At 73.0% G+C, this 22,773-nt stretch carries 4 protein-coding genes; 1 reads left to right on the top strand and 3 read right to left on the bottom strand.

Annotation, left to right across the window (positions count from 1 at the left end; genetic code table 11):
* Positions 1–31: 31 nt before the first annotated feature.
* The 3 genes from BA175_RS15410 to BA175_RS15400 are packed head-to-tail and all read right to left on the bottom strand — an operon-like array spanning position 32 to position 21,158.
* The gene (locus tag BA175_RS15410; RefSeq protein ID WP_069172138.1) at positions 32–5,689 is read right to left on the bottom strand and encodes a non-ribosomal peptide synthetase; all 5,658 of its coding nucleotides are present in this window, start codon (positions 5,687–5,689) and stop codon (positions 32–34) included.
* Positions 5,686–13,458, bottom strand: coding sequence for a non-ribosomal peptide synthetase (locus BA175_RS15405; protein WP_069171832.1), 7,773 nt, complete (start codon positions 13,456–13,458; stop codon positions 5,686–5,688). The genes BA175_RS15410 and BA175_RS15405 overlap by 4 nt, the downstream gene beginning before the upstream one ends.
* 2 nt (positions 13,459–13,460) lie before the next feature.
* Positions 13,461–21,158: a non-ribosomal peptide synthetase gene (locus BA175_RS15400; protein WP_069171831.1), complete on the bottom strand. Its 7,698-nt coding sequence runs from the start codon at positions 21,156–21,158 to the stop codon at positions 13,461–13,463.
* 387 nt (positions 21,159–21,545) lie between these two features.
* Here BA175_RS15400 and BA175_RS15395 point away from each other — a divergent pair, with 387 nt between their 5' ends.
* Positions 21,546–22,769: a cytochrome P450 gene (locus BA175_RS15395; RefSeq protein ID WP_069171830.1), complete on the top strand. Its 1,224-nt coding sequence runs from the start codon at positions 21,546–21,548 to the stop codon at positions 22,767–22,769.
* Positions 22,770–22,773 lie beyond the last annotated feature (4 nt).

The following is a 22,773-nucleotide window of genomic DNA, read 5'->3' as shown; positions in this document are numbered from 1 at the left end:
TTTCTGCTGGGGGACGGGTGCCGTGCAGGCGTCACGCACGGTCCGCGGAGCCGGTGCGGGCCAGCTTCTTGGCCAGCACCGCGCCGATCTCGGCGAGCGGCTGCGGCCTCATCAGGTCGTTGTGCGCGGCGGCCACGGCATGGATCTCCAGGTCGCCGTCGAGGTGGTGCAGCCAGTCGGCCGGCTCGCCCGCCGGATCGACGGTGGCGGCGAACATCACCGCGTCCGCCCGGCAGCGGCCGGTGACGGAACCGGCCTCGACCCGGAAACTGTTGGCCATGACCCGCTGCAGGCGGCGCAGCTGCTCCTCGGTGAGTCCGGCGAGCTCCTTGCCGGAGGCGCGCATCGCGGCCATCACCCGGTCGAACTCCACGGGGCCGCCGAGCTCGGCGGCCTCCATGCCGATCGCGGCCAGGATCCCCTGCAGGAAGTCCTGTTCGGAGAAGGACGCGGCGGGCTCCGGCTCCGTACGCGGGTAGGCGTCCAGCAGCGCGAGCAGTTCGACCTCCTGGCCGTCCGACTCCAGGAGTCCGGCCATCGCGTGCGCGATCCGGCCGCCGAGCGACCAGCCGAGCAGGCGGTAGGGCCCGTCGGCCTGCACGGTGCGGATACGGGCCACGTAGTCGGCGGCCATCTCCTCGACGGTCGCGGGCAGCGGCTCGTCGTCGCCGAGCCCGGCGGACTGGAGTCCGTAGAGCCCGACTCCGACCGGGAGGTGCTCGGCGAGCCCGGCGTAGGGCCAGCTGAGCCCGCCGAGCGGGTGGACGCAGAAGACGGGGGCCCCGGTGCCGCCGGAGCGCAGCGGCAGCAGCCGGCTCAGCGGTCCTGCCCCGTCCGCCTCGGTGAGACGGACGGCCAAGGCCGCGACCGTGGGGGCCTCGAAGATCGCCACCACCGACATCTCCGCACCCAGCCGGTCACGGACCATGCTGATCAGCCGGGTGGCGAGCAGCGAGTGGCCGCCGAGCTCGAAGAAGTTGTCGTCGATGCTCACGGTGGTGTGGCCCAGCAGTTCCGCGAAGATCTCGCAGAGCACCGTCTCGGTCGTGTCGCGGGGGGCGCGACCGGCCTCCCGCTCCAGCAGTTCGGGCTCGGGCAGCGCCTTCTTGTCGACCTTTCCGTTGGGCGTGACCGGGACGGCGTCGATGGCCGTGTAGTGCAGGGGCACCATGTGGCCGGGCAGCACGCCGGTGAGGTGGTCGCGCAGGGCGGCCGCGTCCGGGAGCTCCTCCGGCCCGGCCGGAGTGACGTACGCGGCGAGCGCGACCCCGGAGGGCGAGCTGCGGACGGTGACGACCGCGCTGCCCACCAGCGGGTGCTGGGCGAGGGCGTGCTCGATCTCGCCGAGCTCGACGCGCTGGCCGCGGATCTTCACCTGGTCGTCGGTACGGCCGAGGAACTCCAGCACGCCGTGCGCGTTGATCCTGGCCAGGTCGCCGGTGCGGTAGAGCCGTGATCCGGGCGGACCGTAGGGGTCGGCCACGAACCGCTCGGAGGTCAGCGCCGCACGGCCGAGGTAGCCGTGCGCCAGCTGGACCCCGCCCAGGTACAGCTCGCCGCTGCTGCCCACCGGAGCCGGCGCGAGCCCGGGGTCCAGTACGTACGTCCGGGTGTTCCAGACGGGCCTGCCGATCGGGACCACCGCGGCGGCGGAGTCCTCGGCGCAGTCCCACGCGGTCACGTCCACCGACGCCTCGGTCGGCCCGTAGAGGTTGTGCAGACCGGCCGGCAGCAGCGCGCGGAAACGCCCGCGCAGTCCGGTGGGCAGTGCCTCGCCGCTGCACAGCACCCGGCGCAGGCCGGTGCAGTGCGCGGCCTCCGGCTCGGTGAGGAACACCTCCAGCATGGACGGCACGAAGTGCGCGGTCGTCACGCCCGCGTCCTGGATCAGGCGCGCCAGGTAGGCCGGGTCGCGGTGCCCGCCGGGCCTCGCGACGACCTGGACCGCCCCGGCCACCAGCGGCCAGAAGAACTCCCACACCGATACGTCGAACCCGGACGGGGTCTTCTGCAGGACCCGGTCGTCCGGGCCGATCCGGTAGGTGTCCTGCATCCACAGCAGGCGGTTCACGATGCCCCGGTGCGGTACGACGACCCCCTTGGGAAGGCCGGTCGACCCGGAGGTGTAGATGACGTAGGCCGGGGAGTCCGGCAGGGGTCCGGGCAGGGCGGTGGTGCCGCGCAGGGACGCCGCCTCCTCCCGCGTGCCGGGGTCGTCGAGCACGACGAGCTTCCCGGTGCTCTCCTCGGGGAGAGCGCCCCGCGCCCCGCTCGTGGTGACCACGACGGCCGGGGCCGCGTCGGCCAGCATGTGGGCGACCCGCTCGGCCGGGTAGTCCAGCTCGATCGGCAGGTAGGCCGCTCCCGCCCTGATCGCGGCCAGGAGGGCGACGGTCAGGTCGGCGGAGCGGGGGACGGCCACGGCGACGGTGTCACCGCGGCGCACGCCGCGGGCCACCAGGAGTGCGGCCAGCGCGGCGGAGCGCTCGTCCAGCTCCGTGTAGCTGAGGCGCACGTCCTCGGCCACGATCGCGAGGGCGTCCGGGGTCCGGGCGACCTGGGCCGCGAACAGCCCGGCGATGGTCTCCGGCTCGGGGCCCGAGGCCGTCGCCGCGGGCAGTTCCAGTACCCGTGCGGTGTCGTTCCATCCGGTCAGCAGCTGTGCGCGCTCGTCCTGTTCGAGGATGTCGATGCGGCTGAGCGGCGTCGCGGGTTCGGCGGCGCCGGCCGTGAGGAGGCGGACGAGCCGCTCCGCGATGCGCTGGACCGTGCTCTCGTCGAACAGGTCCGCGCTGAAGTCCACGGTGACCTCGATGCCGGCCGGGGCACCGTCCAGGTCGGTGCGCTCGACGAAGTTGAAGCCGAGGTCGAACTTGGCCGCACCACCCTCACCGTCCACCGGCGCCGCCACCAGACCCGGCAGATCCAGCGACGCCACCGCGTTGTTCTGCAACACGATCATCACCTGGAACAACGGATGCCGCGCCAACGACCGCGACGGCTGCAACGCATGCACCAACTGCTCGAACGGCACATCCTGATGCGCATACGCCGCCAGATCCGTCACCCGGACCCGCTCGACCAACTCACCGAACCCCGGATCCCCCGACACATCCGCACGCAACACCAGCGTATTGACGAAGAACCCCACCAACTCGTCCAACGCCGCATCCGTACGACCCGCGATCGCCGTCCCCAGAGGAATATCCACACCACCCCCCAACCGCGACAACAACCCCGACACACCCGCCTGCAACACCATGAACAAACTCGCACGCGACGAACGCGCCAACCCCACCAGATCCCGGTGCAACCGCGCACCCAACCCCACCGAAACCGTCCCGCCCCGATAACTCGACACCACAGGACGAACCCGATCCACCGGCAGACTCAACTCATCCGGCAACCCCTCCAGCACCCCACGCCAATAACCCAACTGACGCGAAATCGCCGAACCCTCATCACCCTCATCACCCAAAACCTCACGCTGCCACAACGCATAATCCGCATACTGCACCGGCAACGCATCCCAACCAGGCGCCACACCCCCCACCCGCGCCCGGTACGCCACACCCAGATCCCGCGCCAACGGAGCCTGCGACCAACCATCACCAGCAATGTGATGCACCACCACACACAACACATGCTCGACCGCCGACACCCGGAACAACCACACCCGCACCGGCAGATCCACCGACAGATCGAACCCCACCGACGCCACACCCGCCAACGCCGCGTCCACACCACCGGCCGACACCTCGACCACCTCGAACGGCACCACCACATCCCCCGCCGCGACCACCTCCTGCCACGGCTCACCACCCACATCAGGGAACACCGTCCGCAACGACTCGTGCCGCCCCACCACATCCACCAGCGCCGCACGCAACGCCACCACATCCAGCACACCCGACAACCGCACACCCAACGGAATGTTGTACGTCCCGCTCGGCCCCTCCATACGATTCAGGAACCACAACCGCCGCTGAGCGAACGACAACGGCACCCGATCAGGACGCACCATCGGCACCAACGCCACACGCCCACCCACCGACGAACCCACCACACGCTCCGCCAACGCCACCACCGACTGCGCATCGAAGAGGGCGCGCACCGGCAGCTCGATCTCGAAGACGCTCCGGATCCGGCTCACCAGGCGGGTGGCGAGCAGCGAATGCCCGCCCAGGTCGAAGAAGTTGTCGTCGATGGAGACCGACGGAACACCGAGGACCTCGGCGAACAGGCCGCAGAGCACCTCCTCGTGGGGGGTCCGCGGCGCGCGGCCGCCGGCGGCCGGAGCGTCTGCGGTCCCGGCGGCCGGCGCGGAGCCGCCGTCCGTGCGGGGGCCGGGGAGCTCCCAGCCGAGGGGCAGGCCCACCGACCGCAGCACCTCGCCCACCGGCTGCGCGCCGTTCCCGGCGACGGTCTCCAGGACCGCCTCCAGATTACCGAGGACCGAGGCGACGGACTCTTCGGTGAACAGGCCGTCGCGGAAGCCGAGGCGCAGCTGCAGCCGCTGCCCGGGTACGGCGATGAGCGTCAGCGGGTAGTGCGTGGCGTCGGACCCGGTGGTACCGGTGATCGTGAGGTCACCGAGCGAGCCCCGCAGGCTGTCGGAGTCCACCGGGTAGCTCTCGAACGCGACCAGGCTGTCGAAGAGCTCGCCGTGCCCGGCGGCGCGCTGCACCTCGGTGAGCCCGATGTAGTGGTGGTCGAGCAGCGCCGACTGTTCGGCCTGGACCCGCATCAGCAGCGACTGGAGGGACTCGGCCGCGTCCAGCCGGATGCGCACCGGCACGGTGTTGATGAAGAGGCCGACGATGCCCTCGACCCCCTCGATCTCGGGAGGGCGGCCGGAGACGGTGGCACCGAACACGACGTCCTCGGTGCCGGTGAGCCGGGCCAGCTGGAGCGCCCAGGCGACCTGCACCATGGTGTTGACGGTGATGCCGAGGCGGCGGGCCAGCGCGGTCAGCCCCGCGCTCCGCTCCTGCGACAGGTCCAGGGTGAACTGCCTGGGCAGGGCGTCGACCGTGCCGCCGGCCCCCGGGGCCACCAGGGTGGGGCCGGTGACCCCGTCGAGGGCCTCCCGCCACCGCGCCAGCCCCTCCTCCTTGTCCTGCTTCCGCAGCCAGGCGAGGTACCGCTTGAACGGCACCGCGGGCTCCATGCCCGCGGCGTCGCCGCCGCGCCCGTACAGCTCGAAGAGCTCACCGAGGACGAGGGGCATGGACCAGCCGTCGAGCAGGATGTGGTGGCAGCTGAACATCAGCCGCCAGGTGCGGTCGGCCAGGCGCACCACGGTGAACCGCAGCAGCGGCGGGACGGCGAGGTCGAAGCGCACGGCCTCCTCGGCCGCGGACAGCTCGTCCAGCCGGGCCCGGCGCTCGTCCTCACCGAGTCCGGACAGGTCGTGCGTGAGGACGGGGGTCTCGAACTCGCGCGGCACCACCTGGACCGGCCTGCTCAGGTTCTCCGACAGGAAGCCGGCCCGCAGGTTGCTCCGCCGGACCAGGAGGGCAGTGACCGCGTCGCGGAAGACGTCCAGGTCGAAGGGGCCCTCGAAGTCGACGGCCAGCCGCACCGTGTAGACGTCCAGGGCGTCCTCGTCGTACGTCGCGTGGAAGAACATGCCTTCCTGCAGCGGTGCGAGGGGCAGGACGTCCTCAAAAAGATCCTTGCGGGTCACCGGGTCTTCCTCCACTCAGCTTCCAGTACCCCGAGATCGTCGAGTTCGAGGTCGATCAGTGACAGGTCCGAGGGGGCGAGGCCGGCCGGCCCGCCCTCGCCCGCGTGCTCCGCGAGTGCCGTCAGGGCGCGGAACCATCCCTCGGCCAGCGTCCGTACGGCCTCCTCGCCCAGCAGGCGGCGCGGCCAGGTCCAGTTGGCCACCAGCCGGGGTCCGGCCGGGCCGTCCTGGACCAGGACGTTGAGGGACAGCGCGTGGGTGGCCGGCATCTCCGGGTCGCCGCCGAGCTGCCGGAGCACCTCTCCGTCGGCGGACATGGTCCAGTCACCGGCGGCGGGGTCCTGCGGCGCGGTCGCGTCGTCGCCCCCGGCGACCTCGGTGCGGCCCAGGTAGTTGAAGCCGAACTGCGGGGTGCCGAGGGCGGCCAGCGTGTCGCGGGTGTGCGGGTTGAGGTGGCGCAGCAGGCCGTACCCCACGCCCTCGTCCGGCATCCGCCGCAGCGTCTCCCGGACCCGGTCGAGGGCCTTGTGCAGGGCGGCCGGGTCGGTGAGGACCCGGCCCCACGGAACCGGTCCGAGGTCCAGGCGCACCGGTGCGAGGCTGGTGAACCAGCCGACGGTGCGGGAGATGTCGAGCTCCTCGCCCTCGGGGATCTGCCTGCCGTGGCGCTCGAGGTCGACCAGCACCTCGGTGCCGGCACCGAGTCCGCGCCGCCGCCGCCAGTCGGCGACGGCCAGGGCGAATCCGGTCAGGAGCACGTCCTCGACCGTGCCCCGCGCGGCGGTGGGCACCTTCGTGAGGAGCGGCTCGGTGACCGACTCGGGCAGGGTCAGCACGAGCGCGTCCTGGGTGCCCATGGTGTCCAGGGCCGGGTCGCGCGTCTCCACGGTCACGGGCACGTCGCCGTCGCCGAGCTGCTCGGCCCACCAGGTGACCTGGGCGGCACGGGCGGGCTCGGCCGCGCGGGCGGTGAGCCACTGCGACCAGCTCCGCCACGAGGTGGCGACGGGCTGCGGCGCGGGCTCCACGGAGTCGGCGACCGCCTGCCAGGCCTCGGCGAGATCGGGTACGAGGATCCGCCACGACACCCCGTCGACGGCCAGGTGGTGGGCGAGGACCAGGAGGCGTCCGGGCGCGTCGGGGCCGGCGTCGAACCACACGGCCCGCACCACGGCGCCGTCCACCGGGGAGAGCTGCGCCACGGCCCGCTCCGCCTCCTCGGCGATGACGGCCCGTACCTTCGCGCCGTCCGCGCCGGTGATGTCCGCCCGGCTCACGCAGTCGGCCGCGTCCACCGCGCCGCGCTCCCGGACCTCGTAGGACCAGTCGCCGCCGGTCACCGTCAGCCGCAGGCGCAGGGCGTCGTGGTGGTCGAGCACGGCGGCGAGGGCGGTGGTGAGGGTCGGCAGGGTCATCCGGGCGGGGACCTGGAGCAGCACGGACTGGTGGAACCGCTCCATGCGGCCGCCGTGGTCGCGGAGCCAGTGCGTCATCGGGGTGAGCGGCACCTCGCCGATCCCGGCGTCGGGGTCCTGCGCCGGGAGTTCGCCGACGGTGCGGGCCACGGCCGCGAGTGCGGCGGCCGTCCGGTGCTCGAAGACGTCCCGGGGCGTGATGACCAGTCCGCCCTTGCGCACCTGGCTGACGAGCTTGATGGAGACGATGCTGTCGCCGCCCAGCTCGAAGAAGTTGGCGTCGGCGGCCACCCCGGGAAGACCGAGCACGGAGGCGAAGGCCTCGGCGACGACCCGTTCGGCCTCGGTGGCCGGGCCCCGGCCACCGTCCGCGGGGGCCACGTCGGGTGCGGGGAGCGCCTTCACGTCGAGCTTGCCGTTCACGGTCAGCGGCAGGGCGTCCATCACGACGAGCGCCTGCGGGACCATGTACTCGGGAAGCAGCCCGGCCACCGACGCACGCACGGCGCCGGTGTCCAGCTCCGTGCCCGCGTCGGGGACGACGTAGCCGACGAGCTGCCGGACGCCGGGCCGGTCCTCGCGTACGACGACGGCCGCGCCGTCCACGCCCGCACAGCCCGAGAGGACGGACTCGATCTCGCCGAGTTCGATGCGGAAGCCGCGCAGCTTCACCTGGTCGTCGCGGCGGCCGACGAACTCCAGCACGCCGTCCGCACGCCACCGCACCACATCGCCCGTCCGGTACAGCCGGGAACCCGGCGCACCGAACGGATTCGCCACGAACCGCTCCGACGTCAGACCGGCACGCCCCAGATACCCACGGGCCAACCCCGCACCCGACACGTACAGCTCACCCGGAACGCCCACCGCACAGAGGCCGAGCCCGGCGTCCAGGACGTACACCCTGGTGTTGGCGATCGGGCCGCCGATGGGCGGGGTGACGGTGCCGTCCACGGAACCGCTCGCCGTGGCGCACACGGTGGTCTCGGTCGGCCCGTAGGCGTTGATCACCCGGTGGTCCGGGGACCAGCGGGCGGCCAGGTCACGGGGGCAGGCCTCGCCGGCCGTGACCAGCGTCAGACCCGCGGGGACCTGCTGCGGGTCCGCTCCGGACAGGGCGGTGGGGGTGAGGGTGGCGTGGGTGATCCGCTCCCCGGCCAGGAAGCCGGTGAGCGCCTCGCCCAGGACCGGGCCGTCGGCCGGGGTCAGGACGAGCGCGGCGCCGTTGAGGAGCGCCATGACGGTCTCCCAGGCGGAGGCGTCGAAGCTGGGCGCCGCGAACTGGCCGACCCTGCTCTCCGCGGTCACGCCCAGCGACTCGGCCTGCCATGCGGCGAGGCTGCCCAGTCCCCGGTGGGTGACCGAGACGCCCTTGGGCTGCCCGGTGGAACCCGAGGTGTAGATGACGTACGCCGGGTGGTCCGCCGACAGCGGTGAGCGGCGGTCCGCGTCCGTGACCTCGGCGCCGGAGAGCGCGGCGAGTGCCGCGACGGTCCCGGGGCTGTCGAGGACCAGCGGCTCGCCGATCCCGGCCGGCAGCCGGCCCGCCGGGCCGGCGAGGGTGACGACGAGCGCGGGTGCGCTGTCGCGGATCATGTACTCGATCCGGTCGGCCGGATGGTTCGGGTCGACCGGTACGTAGGCTCCGCCGCTGGTCATGACGGCCAGCAGCGCGGTGGTGAGTTCCGCCGACCGGGGCAGGACGAGCGCGATCCGGTCCTCGGGTCCGACGCCCCGCTCGATCAGCAGCCTGGCGAGCCGGTTGGCCCGGCGGGCCAGCTCCGCGTAGTCCAGGGTGGCGCCGGCCGCGACGACGGCGGGCCGGCCGGGCACCGCCTCGGCCTGCCGGGCGAACAGCTCCGGGACGGTACCGGCGGGCACCGGCCGGTCGCTGTCGTTCCAGTCGGTGAGCAACTGCCCGCGCTGCGCCTCGGGCAGGATCTCCAGGCTGCGTACGGGCACCCGCGGGTCGGTCACGACGGCGCGCAGCAGGGTGACCAGGTGGCCGGCGAGGCGCTCCGCGCTGTCCCGGTCGAACAGGTCCGTGCTGTAGCCGAGCATGCCGGAGATGCCGCCGTCGGCGCCCTCGGCGAGGCTCAGCTCCAGGTCCACCTTGGCGACCGGCAGCATCATGTCCTGGACGCTGACCCGCAGGCCGGGCAGTTCCAGCTCGCCCGAGGTGTTGTTCTGGTATGCGATCAGCACCTGGAAGAGCGGGTTGTGCGCCAGGGAGCGGTCCGCGCCGACGAGGTCGACGAGCCGCTCGAACGGCAGGTCCTGGTGCGCGTAGGCGTCCAGGGCGGTCCTGCGGGCCCGGTGCAGCAGTTCCACGAAGCTGGGGTCGCCGGACACGTCGGTGCGCAGCACCAGGGTGTTGACGAAGAAGCCGACGAGGTCGTCGGCCGCCGCGTCCGTCCGGCCCGCGACCGGTGTGCCGATCGGGATGTCGGTCCCGGCGCCCAGCCGGGACAGGAGCGCCGCGAGGGCCGCCTGGAAGACCATGAACGGCGTGGTGTCCGTCTTGGCGGCGAGGCCGCGCAGGCGCTGCGCGAGCTCCGTGTCGACGGTGACGGGGACATGGGCGCCCCGGTGGGTCGCGACGGGCGGGCGGGGCCGGTCGGCGGGCAGCTCCAGCTCCTGCGGGGCGCCCGCCAGCTGTCCGGCCCAGTAGGCCCGCTGGCCGGCCGCGAGGCCGGCCTCGTCGTCGTCGTCGCCCAGCAGGTGGCGCTGCCACAGCGTGTAGTCCGCGTACTGCACCGGGAGGGGCCGCCAGTCCGGGGCCCCGCCGGCCAGCCGGGCCCGGTAGGCCTCGCCGAGGTCGCGGGAGAGCGGGGCCTGCGACCAGCCGTCGCCCGCGATGTGGTGGACGACGACGCAGAGCACGTGCTCGTCCGGAGCGATCCGGAAGAGCCGGGCGCGCAGGGGCAGTTCACGGGCGAGGTCGAAGCCGGTGGCTCCGGCGGCGTCGAGGGCGGCGGGCAGCTGCTCCTCCGTCACGTCGGTGACCTCGACGGTCACCGCCGCCACGCCCACGGGCACGATCTGCTGCCAGGGCTCGCCGTCGGTGTCCGGGAACACGGTGCGCAGCGACTCGTGCCGGGCGACCACGTCACCGAGCGCCTGGGTCAGGGCGGGCACCCGCAGGTCGCCCGAGAGGCGGAGGGCGAAGGGGATGTTGTAGGTGGCGCTCGGCCCCTCCATCCGGTTGAGGAACCACAGCCGCCGCTGGGCGAACGACAGCGGCACCCGCTCGGGGCGGTCGGCCGGGCGCAGCGGGGTCCGGGCCGGGGCAGCGCTGTCCACGAGGCGGAGCGCGAGCCGGGCGACGGTCGGTTCCTCGAAGACGCGCCGGATGGACAGTTCGACGCCGAGGACCGCGCGCACCCTGCTGACGAGCCGGGTGGCGAGGAGGGAGTGGCCGCCGAGCTCGAAGAAGTTGTCGTCGACGGAGACGGAGGGCAGGCCGAGCACCTCCTGGAACAGGCCGCACAGCAGTTCCTCGTGCGGCGTCCGCGGGCCCCGGGCCTCCTCCACGACGTACTCGGGGGCGGGCAGCGCCTTCGCGTCGAGCTTGCCGTTGGTGGTCAGCGGCAGGGCGTCCAGGGCGACGACGGGCCGCGGGATCATGTACTCCGGGAGCCGTTCGGCCGCCCAGGCGCGCAGCTCGTCCGTGTCGAGCGCGGCACCGGCGGCGGGCACGGCGTAGCCCACGAGCTGCCGGACGCCGGGCCGGTCCTCCCGGACCATGACGGCGACCTGGCCGACCGCGTCGTGGCCGGCGAGCACGGACTCGATCTCGCCGAGTTCGATGCGGAAGCCGCGCAGCTTCACCTGGTTGTCGCGGCGGCCGACGAACTCCAGCACGCCGTCCGCACGCCACCGCACCACGTCGCCCGTCCGGTACAGCCGTGAGCCCGGCGCACCGAAGGGATTCGCCACGAACCGCTCCGACGTCAGACCGGCACGCCCCAGATACCCACGGGCCAGCCCCACACCCGACACGTACAGCTCACCCGGGACCCCCACCGCACAGAGGTTCAGGGCGCTGTCGAGCACGTAGACCTGCTTGCCGTCGAACGGCCGGCCGATCGGCACCGGGTCCGGGACGGGACGGCCGGCGGTGAGCGGGTGCGCGGCCGCGATGACGGTGACCTCGGTCGGCCCGTAGGCGTCCACCACCGTGATGTCCGGGCAGGCCTCCAGCACCTGGCGCACCGACGCGGCGGGTACCGCCTCGCCACCGGCCCACACCTCGCGCATCGGCCGGAGGATCTCCGGCGCCTCGGCGGCGATGAGCCGGAACAGCCCGGTGGTGAACAGGGCCGCCGTGACGCGGCCCTCGGCGACGGTCCGCCCGATGGTGGCCATGTCCAGCTCGCCGGGCGGGCCGACGACCAGGGTGCCGCCACTCAGCAGCGGGGTCCACATCTCGTAGGTGGACGCGTCGAAGGCGTGGGCGGAGTGCATCAGCACCCGGTCCTGTGCGCCGCCCGCGAAGAGGCTGTCCGCGGCCAGGTCCGCGATCCCCCGGTGGGTGACGGCGACGCCCTTCGGCCGGCCCGTCGAGCCCGAGGTGTACATGACGTACGCGAGGCGCTCCGGTCCGGGGGGCATCGGCACCCCGCCGGCCGGCACCGGGTGGGACCCGGGCAGGTCTCCCTGCTCCAGGAGCAGGGAGATGCCGCTGTCCTTCAGGACGTCAGCGCGCCGGGACTCCGGCCAGCGGTGGTCGACGGGGACGTAGACTGCGCCGGCCCGCAGCACGCCGAGGACGGCGAGCACGAACTCGACGGAGCGCTCCATCGCGATGCCGACCGGCTCCTCGGGACGTACGCCCCGCTCGAGCAGCCAGGCGGCGATCTCCTCCGCCCGGCGGACCGTCTCCGCGTAGGTCAGCGACAGGTCACCGCGGACCAGCGCCTCCTTGTCCGGTGTCTCGGCGGCACGCAGCGCCAGAAGTTCGGGCAGGGTGCGGGCGGGCGCCGGGACGGGAACCGGGTTCCACGCGCCGAGGAGCCGCGCACGCTCGTCGGGGTCCAGCAGCTCGACGGCCGCGGTGCGCCGGGAGGGCTCGGCGGCGAACGCCTCGAGCACGGCGGTGAGCTGCTTGCCGAAGCTGTCGATCCGGTCCTTCTCGAAGGCGTCGGACCGGTAGGTGAAGCGGAGTTCGAGCGAGTCACCGGGAATGACCATGAGGGCGAGCGGGTAGTGCGCGCCGTCCGTGGAGAAGAAGCCCGCGACCGAGAGACCGCCGGGCAGGGTGAGCGTGGCCGGGTCGACCGGGAAGTTCTCGAGGACCGTGAGGGTGTCGAACAGCTCGCCGTGCCCGGCGGTCCGCTGGATCTCCGCGAGGCCGAGGTGCTGGTGGGCCATCAGCCGCTGCTGCTCCTCCTGGAGCCGCGCGCAGAGTCCGAGCAGTGTGTCCTCGCGTTCGACGCGCACCCGCACGGGCACCGTGTTGAGGAAGAGGCCGACCATGGTGTGCACACCGGGGATCTCCGGCGAGCGGCCCGCGAGGGTCATGCCGAAGGTGACGTCCCGGCGGTCGGTGAGCCCCGCCAGCACCAGCCCCCACGCGGCCTGCACCACGGTGTTCAGCGTGATGCCGTGTTCGCGGGTCCGCTCGGTCAGCCGGGCCGTCGTCCTCGGCCCGAGCATGACAGCGACCTTGCTGGGCAGCACGGTCGTGGACCGGTCGTCGGGCATCGCGGCGAGCAGGGTCGGCTCTTCGAGCCCGTCCAGCGCGCTCCGCCAGGCCCGGACCGCGCCCTCGCGGTCCTGCTTGGCGAGCCAGGCCAGGTGGTAGCGGTACGGGGTCACGGGCGGCAGTGCCGAGGCGTCCCCGCCGGCCCCGTACAGCTCGAACAGCTCGCGTACGAGGACGGGCGCGGACCAGCCGTCCAGCAGGATGTGGTGGTTGGTCACCAGCAGCCGGTGCCTGTCCTGTGCGGCACGGATCACGGTGAACCGCAGCAGGGGCGGGTTGCGCAGGTCGAAGCGGGTGGCGCGGTCCCGCTCGGTGACCTCGCGCAGGGCCGCCTCCCGCTCCCGCTCCGTGAGGGCGGTGAGGTCGGCCTCCTGCCACGGCAGTTCGATCGCCTTGGGTACGAACTGCAGGGCACGCGGACCCTCGTGCCGGAACCCGGCGCGCAGGTTGCCGTGCCGCTCCAGCAGGGACCGGGCGGCGGTGCGCAGGGCGGGCACGTCGAGCGGGCCGTCGATGTCCAGGCCGAGCTGCATGACGTAGACGTCCGGGCCCGACTGCTCGTCGTACTGGGCGTGGAAGAGCAGGCCTTCCTGCAGCGGGGTGAGCGGCAGTACGGCTTCCAGCGACGACGTGTCGTTCGTGCTCATTCCTAGACGCTCCACTTCGACTCGAACTCGTCGAGTTCGTCCTGCGAGACCAGGTCCATGTCCCATTCGCCCGCGGCGGCCGGCGCGGCGTCCGCGCCCACGGGCACCGGCTCGGCCATCGCGGCCAGGGCCCGCACGGTGCGGTGCGCGAACACGTCCTGCGGGGTGAACGCCAGCCCCTCGGCGCGGGCCCGGCTGACGAGCTGGATGGAGACGATGCTGTCGCCGCCCTGACGGAAGAAGTCGTCGTCCGCGCCGGCCCGGGGCAGCCCGAGCACCTCGGCGAACAGCCGGGCGAGCGTGCGCTCCTCGGGTGTGGCGGGGGCGGCGTCCGAGGTGGGTCCCGCCGCGTCGGGCGCGGGCAGCGCCTTCTGGTCGAGCTTGCCGTTCAGCGAGACCGGCAGGGCGTCCAGCAGCACCAGGGCGGCGGGCACCATGTGGTCGGGGAGCCGCTCGGCGAGCGCCGAGCGGAGCCCGGCGACCAGGGCGCCGTTCCGGCGGGCGACGAGCGGGTCGTTCGCGAAACGGGCGGGGAGGCCGTCCGGCACGTAGAGGTCCCGGTAGGCGGGTACCGCGTCCGTGCCGTCCTGCGGCTCCGCGGGGACGTACACCGCGTCCAGCCGGCCGTCGTCGGCCCCCGCCGTCCAGGTGACCAGGGCCCGGTAGCCGTACGGGGTGCCCGCCTCGTGCAGGGCCGTCACGTCGACGCCCGCCTGCACCGGCGTACCGCCCGCGCCGTCCGCGCCGGCCAGGTCCGCGTCGAGCCTGCCGTTCGGGACGCCGGTGACGCGCACGGCGGCCGGGCGCTCCTCGCGCAGCCGGTCCGCGAGCCCGTCGAGTCCGCCGGCCCGCTCCCAGGCGAGGGAGGGCACCGAGTCGAGCGGGACGGGCGCGGCCGGCCGCTTGTGCAGGACGACGTCGTAGCGGTAGCGGCTGAGCTCGTTGGCGTAGTCGCCGCGCTTGATACGGACGTCCGCGCCGCCGAAGCCCTCCAGCACGCCGTCCAGAGTGCCGAACAGGGCCGGGTCCACGAGCAGTTCGGTCTCGCGCTCGACGGCCCGGTCCACGGCGTGCCGGGTCGCCTCGGGGTCGTCGCCGGGGTGGCCGGTGCGGTGGACGGCCGCCCGCATGCGGCGCAGGAGCCGCAGGTCGCGGAGGTCGCCGAGGAAGACCGCGCCGGTGTCACCGAGCAGGTCGAACGCCTTCCTGATGACGTCGGTCAGGTAGTCGACGCCGGGGAAGTACTGCGCCACCGAGTTGATGACGACGGTGTCGAAGTCCCCTTCCGGCAGACCGTCCAGCAGGTGCGCCGGGGTCGCGGTGAAGCAGGTGCGCTGCGCGAGCTCGGGGATCTGCGCCGTCTGCCGGACCAGCGTGTCGATCACCTCGCCGGACAGGTCGGTGCCCCAGTACAGGTCCACGTGGGGGGCGACCGGGACCATGATCAGTCCGGCGCCGACCCCGATCTCCAGGACCCGGCGGGGCCGCAGTTCGAGGATCCGGTCGACGGTCGCCGAGCGCCAGGCGCGCATCTCGGTCTCGGGCAGCTCCGACCCGTCGTAACTGCTGTGCCAGCCGCTGAAGTTCTCGCCGAGCGGCGGACCGTCCTGGGCGGAGGCGCCGTACACCTGGTCGTTGATGACCTGCCACTTCTCGACCTGGTCGCTCTCCAGGCCGGTGTCGCGGGCGGCGGCGTCCTGGGCGGCGGGCACCACGTAGCCGACCAGCCTGCGCTCTCCGGGGCGGTCCTCGCGGACCACGACGGCGGCGGACTCGACCTCCGGCCGTTCGGTCAGCGCTTCGGTGATCTCCCCCAGCTCCACCCGGAAGCCGCGCACCTTCACCTGGTCGTCGGCCCGGCCGGCGAACTCGAGCTGCCCGTCGGCCCGCCTGCGCACCACGTCGCCGGTGCGGTACATGCGCTCGCCGGGAGCTCCGAACGGCGCGGCGACGAACCGCTCCGAGGAGAGTCCGGGGCGGCCGAGGTACCCGCGCGCCAGGTTGACCCCGGCGATGTACAGCTCACCGAGCACGCCGACCGGGACCGGGGCGAGCCGCGCGTCCAGCACGTAGGCGCGGGCGTTGGCGATCGGGGTGCCGATGGGCGGGGTGACCGCCCCGGACAGCGGGGCGCTCATCGTGGCGCAGACCGTCGTCTCGGTGGGACCGTACGCGTTGATCATGCGCCGGCCCGCCGACCAGATGCCGGCCAGCTCCGCCGAGCACGCCTCGCCCGCCACGGTCAGCACCATGCCGGCGGGGACGGCGGCGGGGTCGAGGCCGGTCAGCGCGATGGGCGGGATCGTCGCGTGGCTGATGCGCCGCTCGGTCAGGAACCGGGCCAGCTCGTCGCCGAGCAGCAGCCCGCCGCCGACGGGCAGGACCAGGGTGGCGCCGCCCAGCAGGGCGATGCAGGTCTCGGACACGGCGGCGTCGAAGCTCGGGGCCGCGTACTGGACGACCCGGCTGCCGGGCCGGACGTCGAACCGCTCGCTCTGCGCGGCGGCGAGGTTGCCGATGCCCCGGTGGGTGACCACGACGCCCTTGGGGCGGCCGGTCGAGCCGGAGGTGTAGATGACGTAGGCCGGGTGGTCGGCGGAAGCCGGCTCGCGCCGGTCCGCGTCCGACAGCGGCACGTCGGGGCGGGCGGCGATCCGGGCGGCGGCCGCCGGACGGTCCACGACGATCACGGGCACGTCCGGCACCACCTCCCCGGCGGTGTCCGCGACGGCGGAGGTGGTGAGCATCAGCGCGGGCGCGCAGTCCCCGGCCATGAAGGCGACCCTCTCCCGCGGGTAGCCCGGGTCGACCGGTACGAAGGCGGCGCCGGCCGTGACCACGGCGAGCTGGGCCACCAGGAGGTCCAGCGACTTCGGCATGACCAGCAGGACCCGGTCCTCGGCGCCGATCCCCCGCGTGACCAGGTGCCGGGCCAGCTTGTTGACCCGGCGGCCCAGCTCGGCGTAGCGCAGTTCCTCCTCGCCCGCGACCACGGCGGGCGAGTCCGGGGTGAGCGCGGCGCGGGCGGCGAAGAGCTCGGCCAGCGTGCCGTCGGCGACCGTGCGCCCGGTGTCGTTGAAGTCGACGAGGAGTTGCCGGCGCTCGTCGGCGGCCAGCACGTCCAGTTCGCTCAGACGGCTCTCCGGCCGGCCGGTGGCCTGGTCCAGCAGGCGCATCAGCCTCCTGGTGAGCGTCTCGATCGTCGCTTCGTCGTACAGGTCGGTGGCGTACTCGACGGCGCAGGTGGTGTGGTCAGGGGTGTCCCCGTCGCCCTGCACCTCGCGGAAGTCGAACAGAAGGTCCAGCTTGGCGGTGTGGGTGACGGCGGGCTCGATCCAGGCGTCGAGACCGGGCAGGTCGAGACTCGGGGTCGCGTTGTTCTGGAAGCCGAGGCCGATCTGGATGAGCGGGTGCCGGCCGGCCGAACGCTCCGGGTTGACGGCCTCGACGAGCCGCTCGAAGGGCAGGTCCTGGTTGGCGAAGGCGGCGAGGCCGTCCGCGCGCGCCCGTCCCAGCAGGTCGGCGAAGCTCGGGTCGCCGGACAGGTCGGTCCGCATGACGAGGGTGTTGACGAGGAAGCCGACCAGGTCGTCCAGTGCCTCGTCGGTGCGTCCGGCGATCGAGATGCCGAGCGGGATGTCGTCACCGGCGCCGAGCTTGCCGAGCAGGGCCGCCAGGGCGGTCTGCACGACCATGAACGGGCTGACGTCGTGCTCGCGCGAGCAGCGTGTCAGCTGCTGGTGCAGCTCGGGTGTCAGGTCGAAGCGGAGCGTCTCGCCCCGGTAGGAGGCGACGGCCGGCCGCGGCCGGTCGGTGGGCAGGGTGACTTCCTCGGGCAGTCCGCGCAGGTACCGCGTCCAGAAGGCCAGCTGGCCTGAGATCGCCGAGCCCGGGGTGTCCTCGTCCCCCAGGATCTCGCGCTGCCACAGGGTGTAGTCGGCGTACTGGACCGGCAGCGGCGCCCACTCGGGGCTCCGGCCGTGGCAGCGCGCGGTGTAGGCGGTCTGCAGGTCGCGGGTGAGCGGCACCAGGGACCAGCCGTCACCGGCGATGTGGTGCATCGGCATCAGAAGGGCGTGTTCCTGCTCGGACACGGCGAACAGATGCGCGCGGATCGGTGCCTCGGTGGCGAGGTCGAAGCCGACGGCGGCGCGTTCGGTCATCGCCTCGGCGAGCCGGTCGGCGGCGATCTCGGTCACCCCCATGACGGGCGTGGCCTGCGCCGGGGACAGGATGTGCTGGCGCGGGGTGCCCCGGTGGTCGGGGAAGACGGTGCGCAGGCTCTCGTGCCGGGCGACCACGTCGCCGATCGCCGCCTGCAGCGCCTCCCGGTCCAGCGAGCCGTTCAGCCGTACGACGAGCGGGATGTTGTAGGTTCCCGAGCCGCCGTCGATCTTGTCGATGAACCACAGCCGCAGCTGGGCGAAGGAGAGCGGGATCTCCGCCGGCTTCTCCATCCGGGTCAGCGGGCGCCGGGCCCTGGGCACGTCGCCGTGGCCGGCGAGCCAGGCGATGAGCGCGGCCGGGGTGGGTGCCTCGAAGACGGTACGGATGGCGAGTTCGACGCCGAACGCCCCGCGGATGCGGCTGACCAGCCGGGTGGCCAGCAGGGAGTGGCCGCCCAGGTCGAAGAAGTTGTCGTCCATGGAGACCGAGGGCACACCGAGAATCTCGGCGAAGACCCCGCAGAAGATCTCCTCCTCCGGGGTGCGGGGCGCGCGGCCGCCGGCCGAGCCCGCCAGGTCGGGGGCGGGCAGGGCCCGGGTGTCGAGCTTCCCGTTGCCGGTCAGGGGCAGCACGTCCAGCTGGACGAAGGCGGTGGGCACCATGTGCTCGGGCAGGGTGGCGGCCGCGTGCTTGCGCAGCATGGCCGTCTCCAGCTCGACCCGGCCCTCGGGCCCCTCGCCGCCGACGACGTAGGCCACCAGCCGCAGGTCGTCGGGGGTGTCCTCACGGACGACGACGGCCGCCTGCCGGACATCGGGGTGCAGCAGCACGGCCGCCTCGATCTCGCCCAGCTCGATCCGGAAGCCCCGGATCTTGACCTGCTGGTCGGCGCGCCCCAGGTACTCCAGGTCGGCGCTGCCGTCCAGGGCCCAGCGCGCCAGGTCCCCGGAGCGGTACATGCGCTCCCCGGCCGGACCGAAGGGGTCCGCCACGAACCGGGTGCTGCTCAGGTCCGGTCGCCCCAGGTAGCCGTCGGCGACGGCGGGACCGCCGACGTACAGCTCACCGGTCGCGCCGGGCGGGACCGGGCGCAGCGCGGAGTCGAGCAGGTAGACGCGCAGGTCGCTGATGCCGAGGCCGATCATGCTGCCGCTGCGGGACGTGGCGCACGAGGCGTCGAGCATCCGCTCGGTGGTGTGCACCGTGGTCTCGGTGATGCCGTACATGTTGACGAGCCGCGGCGAGTCCTCCGGGTGCCGCTCGTACCATTCGGCCAGTCGCCCGAACTCCAGGGCGGCACCGCCGAAGACGACGTACCGCAGGGCGAGCGCCCGCCCGGTGTCCGGGTTGTCGCGGTCGGCCTGGACCAGCTGGTAGAAGGCCGACGGCGTCTGGTTCAGGACGGTCACCCGCTCCCGTACCAGCAGTCTGAGCATCTCCTCCGGCGCCCGGCTCACCGCGAACGGCACGACGACGAGCGTCCCGCCGTGCAGCAGCGCTCCCCAGATCTCCCACACGGAGAAGTCGAAGGCGTACGAGTGGAACAGCGCCCACACGTCGTCGGGCCCGAAGCCGGTCCACCGCGCGGTGGAGTCGAAGAGCCGGATCACGTTCCGGTGGGCGACGACGACGCCCTTGGGGCGGCCCGTCGACCCGGAGGTGTAGATGACGTACGCCGCCTGGTCGGGCAGGACCGGTCCGCCGCGCTCCTCGTCCCGGAGCGGGCCGCCCGGCAGGCCGTCCAGCTCGACCGTCGTCTGCGGGTGGTCGAGCACGATCTCCGGGGTGCGCACCGTGAGCTGCGCGAAGGCGTCACGCTGCGCGGTGACCACGACGGCGGGCTCGGCGTCGCCGAGCATGTAGGCCACCCGGTCCGCGGGGTACTCGGGGTCGATCGGCAGGTACGCCGCCCCCGCCTTCAGCGTGGCCAGCAGGGCCACGGCCATGTCCACGGAGCGGGGCATGGCCAGCGCGACGAGCTGGCCGCGCCGGACGCCGCGGGCGATGAGGAGCCGGGCCAGCCGGTCGGAGCGGTCGTCCAGTTCCCGGTAGGTGAGGGACCGGGTGCCTGCCCCGTCGGGGTAGACCACCGCCCTGTTGTCCGGGTACGCGGCCGCCGCCGCGGCGAACCGCTCGGGCAGCGAGGTGTCCTCGCCCCGACCGGAGTTCCGTGCGGCACCGCCCCAGTCACCGACGAGCCTGGCCAGCGTGTCGGGGTCGACGACGTCCAGGGCGCCGATCGGGCGGTCGGGGTGTTCGGCGAGCTCGCCGAGCAGCCGGGTGATCAGCCGGTGGTGCTGGCGCACCGCCTCGGGGGCGTACACGTCCGGATTGGCCGAGACGTCGAGCTGGAAGCCGCCGTCCTGCCGGCCGAGGACGATGAGGGAGAAGTCGTCGTCGTGTCCGGCCACCAGCGGGTGCAGGCTCGCCGGCAGCCCCGCGAAGTGCAGGGCGGGCGAGACGACGTGCAGGTTGAGGCGCGGGCCGAGCAGCCGGCCGTCGGAGCCGAGGAGCTTGAGGTCGCGCCGCAGGTCCTCGTAGCGGTAGCGCTTGTGACGGGAGACCGCGCGCATGCGCTCGTGGGCGTGGCGGACGAGCTCCCGCGCCGTCATGTCGGGACGCACCGTCATCCGGACACCGACGACGTTGGACACCATGCCGGGCACGGCCCGCCCGGTGCCCGTCGTCCGTGCGGCGACCGACAGGGCGATGACGACGTCGGCGCTGCCCGAGATCCGGCTCGTGTACGCGGCGAGGGCGGCCAGCACCGCGGCCGGCCAGCCGACCCGGGCGCCGCGGGCCACGTCGCGGACCCGGGTGCCGGTCTCCGCCGGAACACCGAGCGTCTCGCGTACGAGGTCGGTGGGCAGGGCCGTCGGGCGGTCGCCGAGGCTCACGGCGTTCGGGCGGTCCTCGAACTGCGCGGTCCAGAAGTCGCGGTCGGCGGCGAAGGCGGCGGACTCCTGGTAGGCGACCTCGTCCTCGATCAGCTCGCGCAGCGGGGGGAACGCGCCGTCGGAGGTGTCCGCGCCCGTGACGAGACCGGTGTAGACGTCGGCGGTGCGGGAGGCGACCAGGCTCGCGCCGAAGCTGTCCATCACCAGGTGGTGGTAGCGGTAGTAGAAGAGGAACCGGTCGTCGGAGACCTTGAGGAGCGCGAAGCGGTAGAGGGCACCGCCGAGCACGTTGACCGGGGTACGGGCGTCCGCCCACATCCACGCGTCGGCCGCTTCGCCCGGCCGCTCCTCGGCGGTGAGGTCGAGCACCTCGACGGGCTCCGCCGACCAGTCGGTGACCGGCCCGATCACCTGGACGGGGCCTGCGCCCCCGTCGGTGAACCGCGCGCGCAGCGCGTCGGTCTCGCCGACGACCTGGCGCATGGCGGCGGTGAAGAGCAGGGGATCGACCGCGCCCGCAATCTCCAGGTACAGGGCCGCGTTGAACGTCGCGTTCGGACCGCTGAGGCTCTGCGCGTACCAGATTCCGGCCTGGCCGGCGGTCAGCGGCAGAACCGTGGCTGACGAGTCAGACATCTGTCCTCTGTTTCTTCGGGCCTGGCCGATCCGGGAATCGGTCGGTGAGCTGGGTGTCGGCAGGCACGGGGCTCCGGTGCCGCCCGGCGCGGGCCGGCTCACCGGCCGTCAGTAGGTGGGCAGGGCCGTGCCGTTCGCCCGTGGGAACCGGTTTCCGCCGGCTGCGGTCCATCAACGTCCAGTAAACGAATACACGTCCGGACAAGCCGTGTCGCACGTGGATGCAATTTCCGGAAAGGGCTCTTCTCACCCTCGGCCCGAAGGATGCGGATTCCGCCGGACCGGATTGTCTTGCAGCAAGTGGCAGAGCCTCCGGCGGACCGGAATTCCGTCCGTAGCATCACCCCGAGCAGGCTCATTACCACATCGAAGACAGGGAAATTTCCCATGACCGACGCCATGGAGATACCGGCGACCTGCCCCGTCGCCCCCCGCGGCTGGCCCAACCCGCTGCTCGCCGAGTACGACCAGGTGCCGGCGGGTCGTCCGCTGACCCAGGTGACCATGCCGTCGGGCAGCAAGGCGTGGCTCGTCTCCCAGCACGACCACATCCAGCGGCTGCTGGCCGACGACCGGTTCAGCGTGGAGCCGCACCCGACGTTCCCCATCAGGTTCCCGGCGCCGCAGGAACTGCTGGACATGATCGCCCGGGACTCGAAGAACCTGCTGGTGACCATGGACCCGCCGCGGCACACGCGGGTCCGTCAGATGGCCCTGCCGGACTTCACCATCAAGGCCGCCGAGAAGCTGCGCCCCCGGGTCCAGGAGCTCATCGACGGCTACCTGGACCGGATGGAGGCGGCCGGCGGCCCGCTCGACCTCGTCCAGGCCCTCGCCCTGCCGCTGCCCGCGCAGGTGATCTGCGAGATGGCCGGCATCCCCGAGGCCGAGCGTGACGTCTTCACGCGCAACGCCGCGATCATGGTGGGCACGCGCCACTCGTACACCATGGACGAGAAGATGGCCGCCAACAACGAGCTGATGGAGTACTTCGCGACCCTCGTCACCGAGAAGCAGAAGAACCCCACCGACGACATGCTCGGCAACTTCATCACCCGGGCCGGCCGGACCGACGAGTTCGACCACCACGGTCTGACGCTGATGACGAAGATGCTGCTCCTGGCGGGCTACGAGTTCATCGTGAACCGCATCGCGCTCGGCACCCAGACGCTCCTCGACCACCCCGACCAGCTGAAGGCCCTGCAGGCCGACCCGGCGGGGCTGATGCCCAAGACCGTGAACGAGGTGCTGCGGCACTTCAGCATCGTCGACGAGATCATCGCCCGCGTGGCGCTCGCCGACGTCGAGATCGACGGGGTGACCATCAAGGAGGGCGAGGGCATCCTCGTGCTCAAGGGCCTCGGCGACCGCGACCCCGCCAAGTACACGGACCCCGACGCCTTCGACATCCACCGCGACTCCCGGGACCACCTGGCCTTCGGGTACGGCGTCCACCAGTGCCTGGGCCAGCACGTGGCGCGGCTGATGATGGAGCTCTGCTTCACCTCGCTGTTCACCCGCTTCCCGGGTCTGCACGTGGTCGAGTCCGACGAGCCGATCGAGCTCGTCGACGGGCTGCCGCCGGTGCACAAGCTCGTGGTCGGCTGGTGAGCGG

It is taken from the genome of Streptomyces griseus (assembly GCF_001715295.1).
In the GTDB taxonomy this organism is placed as follows: domain Bacteria; phylum Actinomycetota; class Actinomycetes; order Streptomycetales; family Streptomycetaceae; genus Streptomyces; species Streptomyces griseus_G.
Note: the sequence above shows the minus strand (reverse complement) of the source record. Positions and strands in the feature narration are given on the sequence as shown.

What these genes read in the sequence shown, in the direction of transcription:
- BA175_RS15405 (WP_069171832.1), bottom strand. Translation starts at nt 13,458, where the DNA reads ATGAGCACGAACGACACGTCGTCGCTGGAAGCCGTACTGCCGCTCACC.
- BA175_RS15400 (WP_069171831.1), bottom strand. Translation starts at nt 21,158, where the DNA reads ATGTCTGACTCGTCAGCCACGGTTCTGCCGCTGACCGCCGGCCAGGCC.
- BA175_RS15395 (WP_069171830.1), top strand. Translation starts at nt 21,546, where the DNA reads ATGACCGACGCCATGGAGATACCGGCGACCTGCCCCGTCGCCCCCCGC.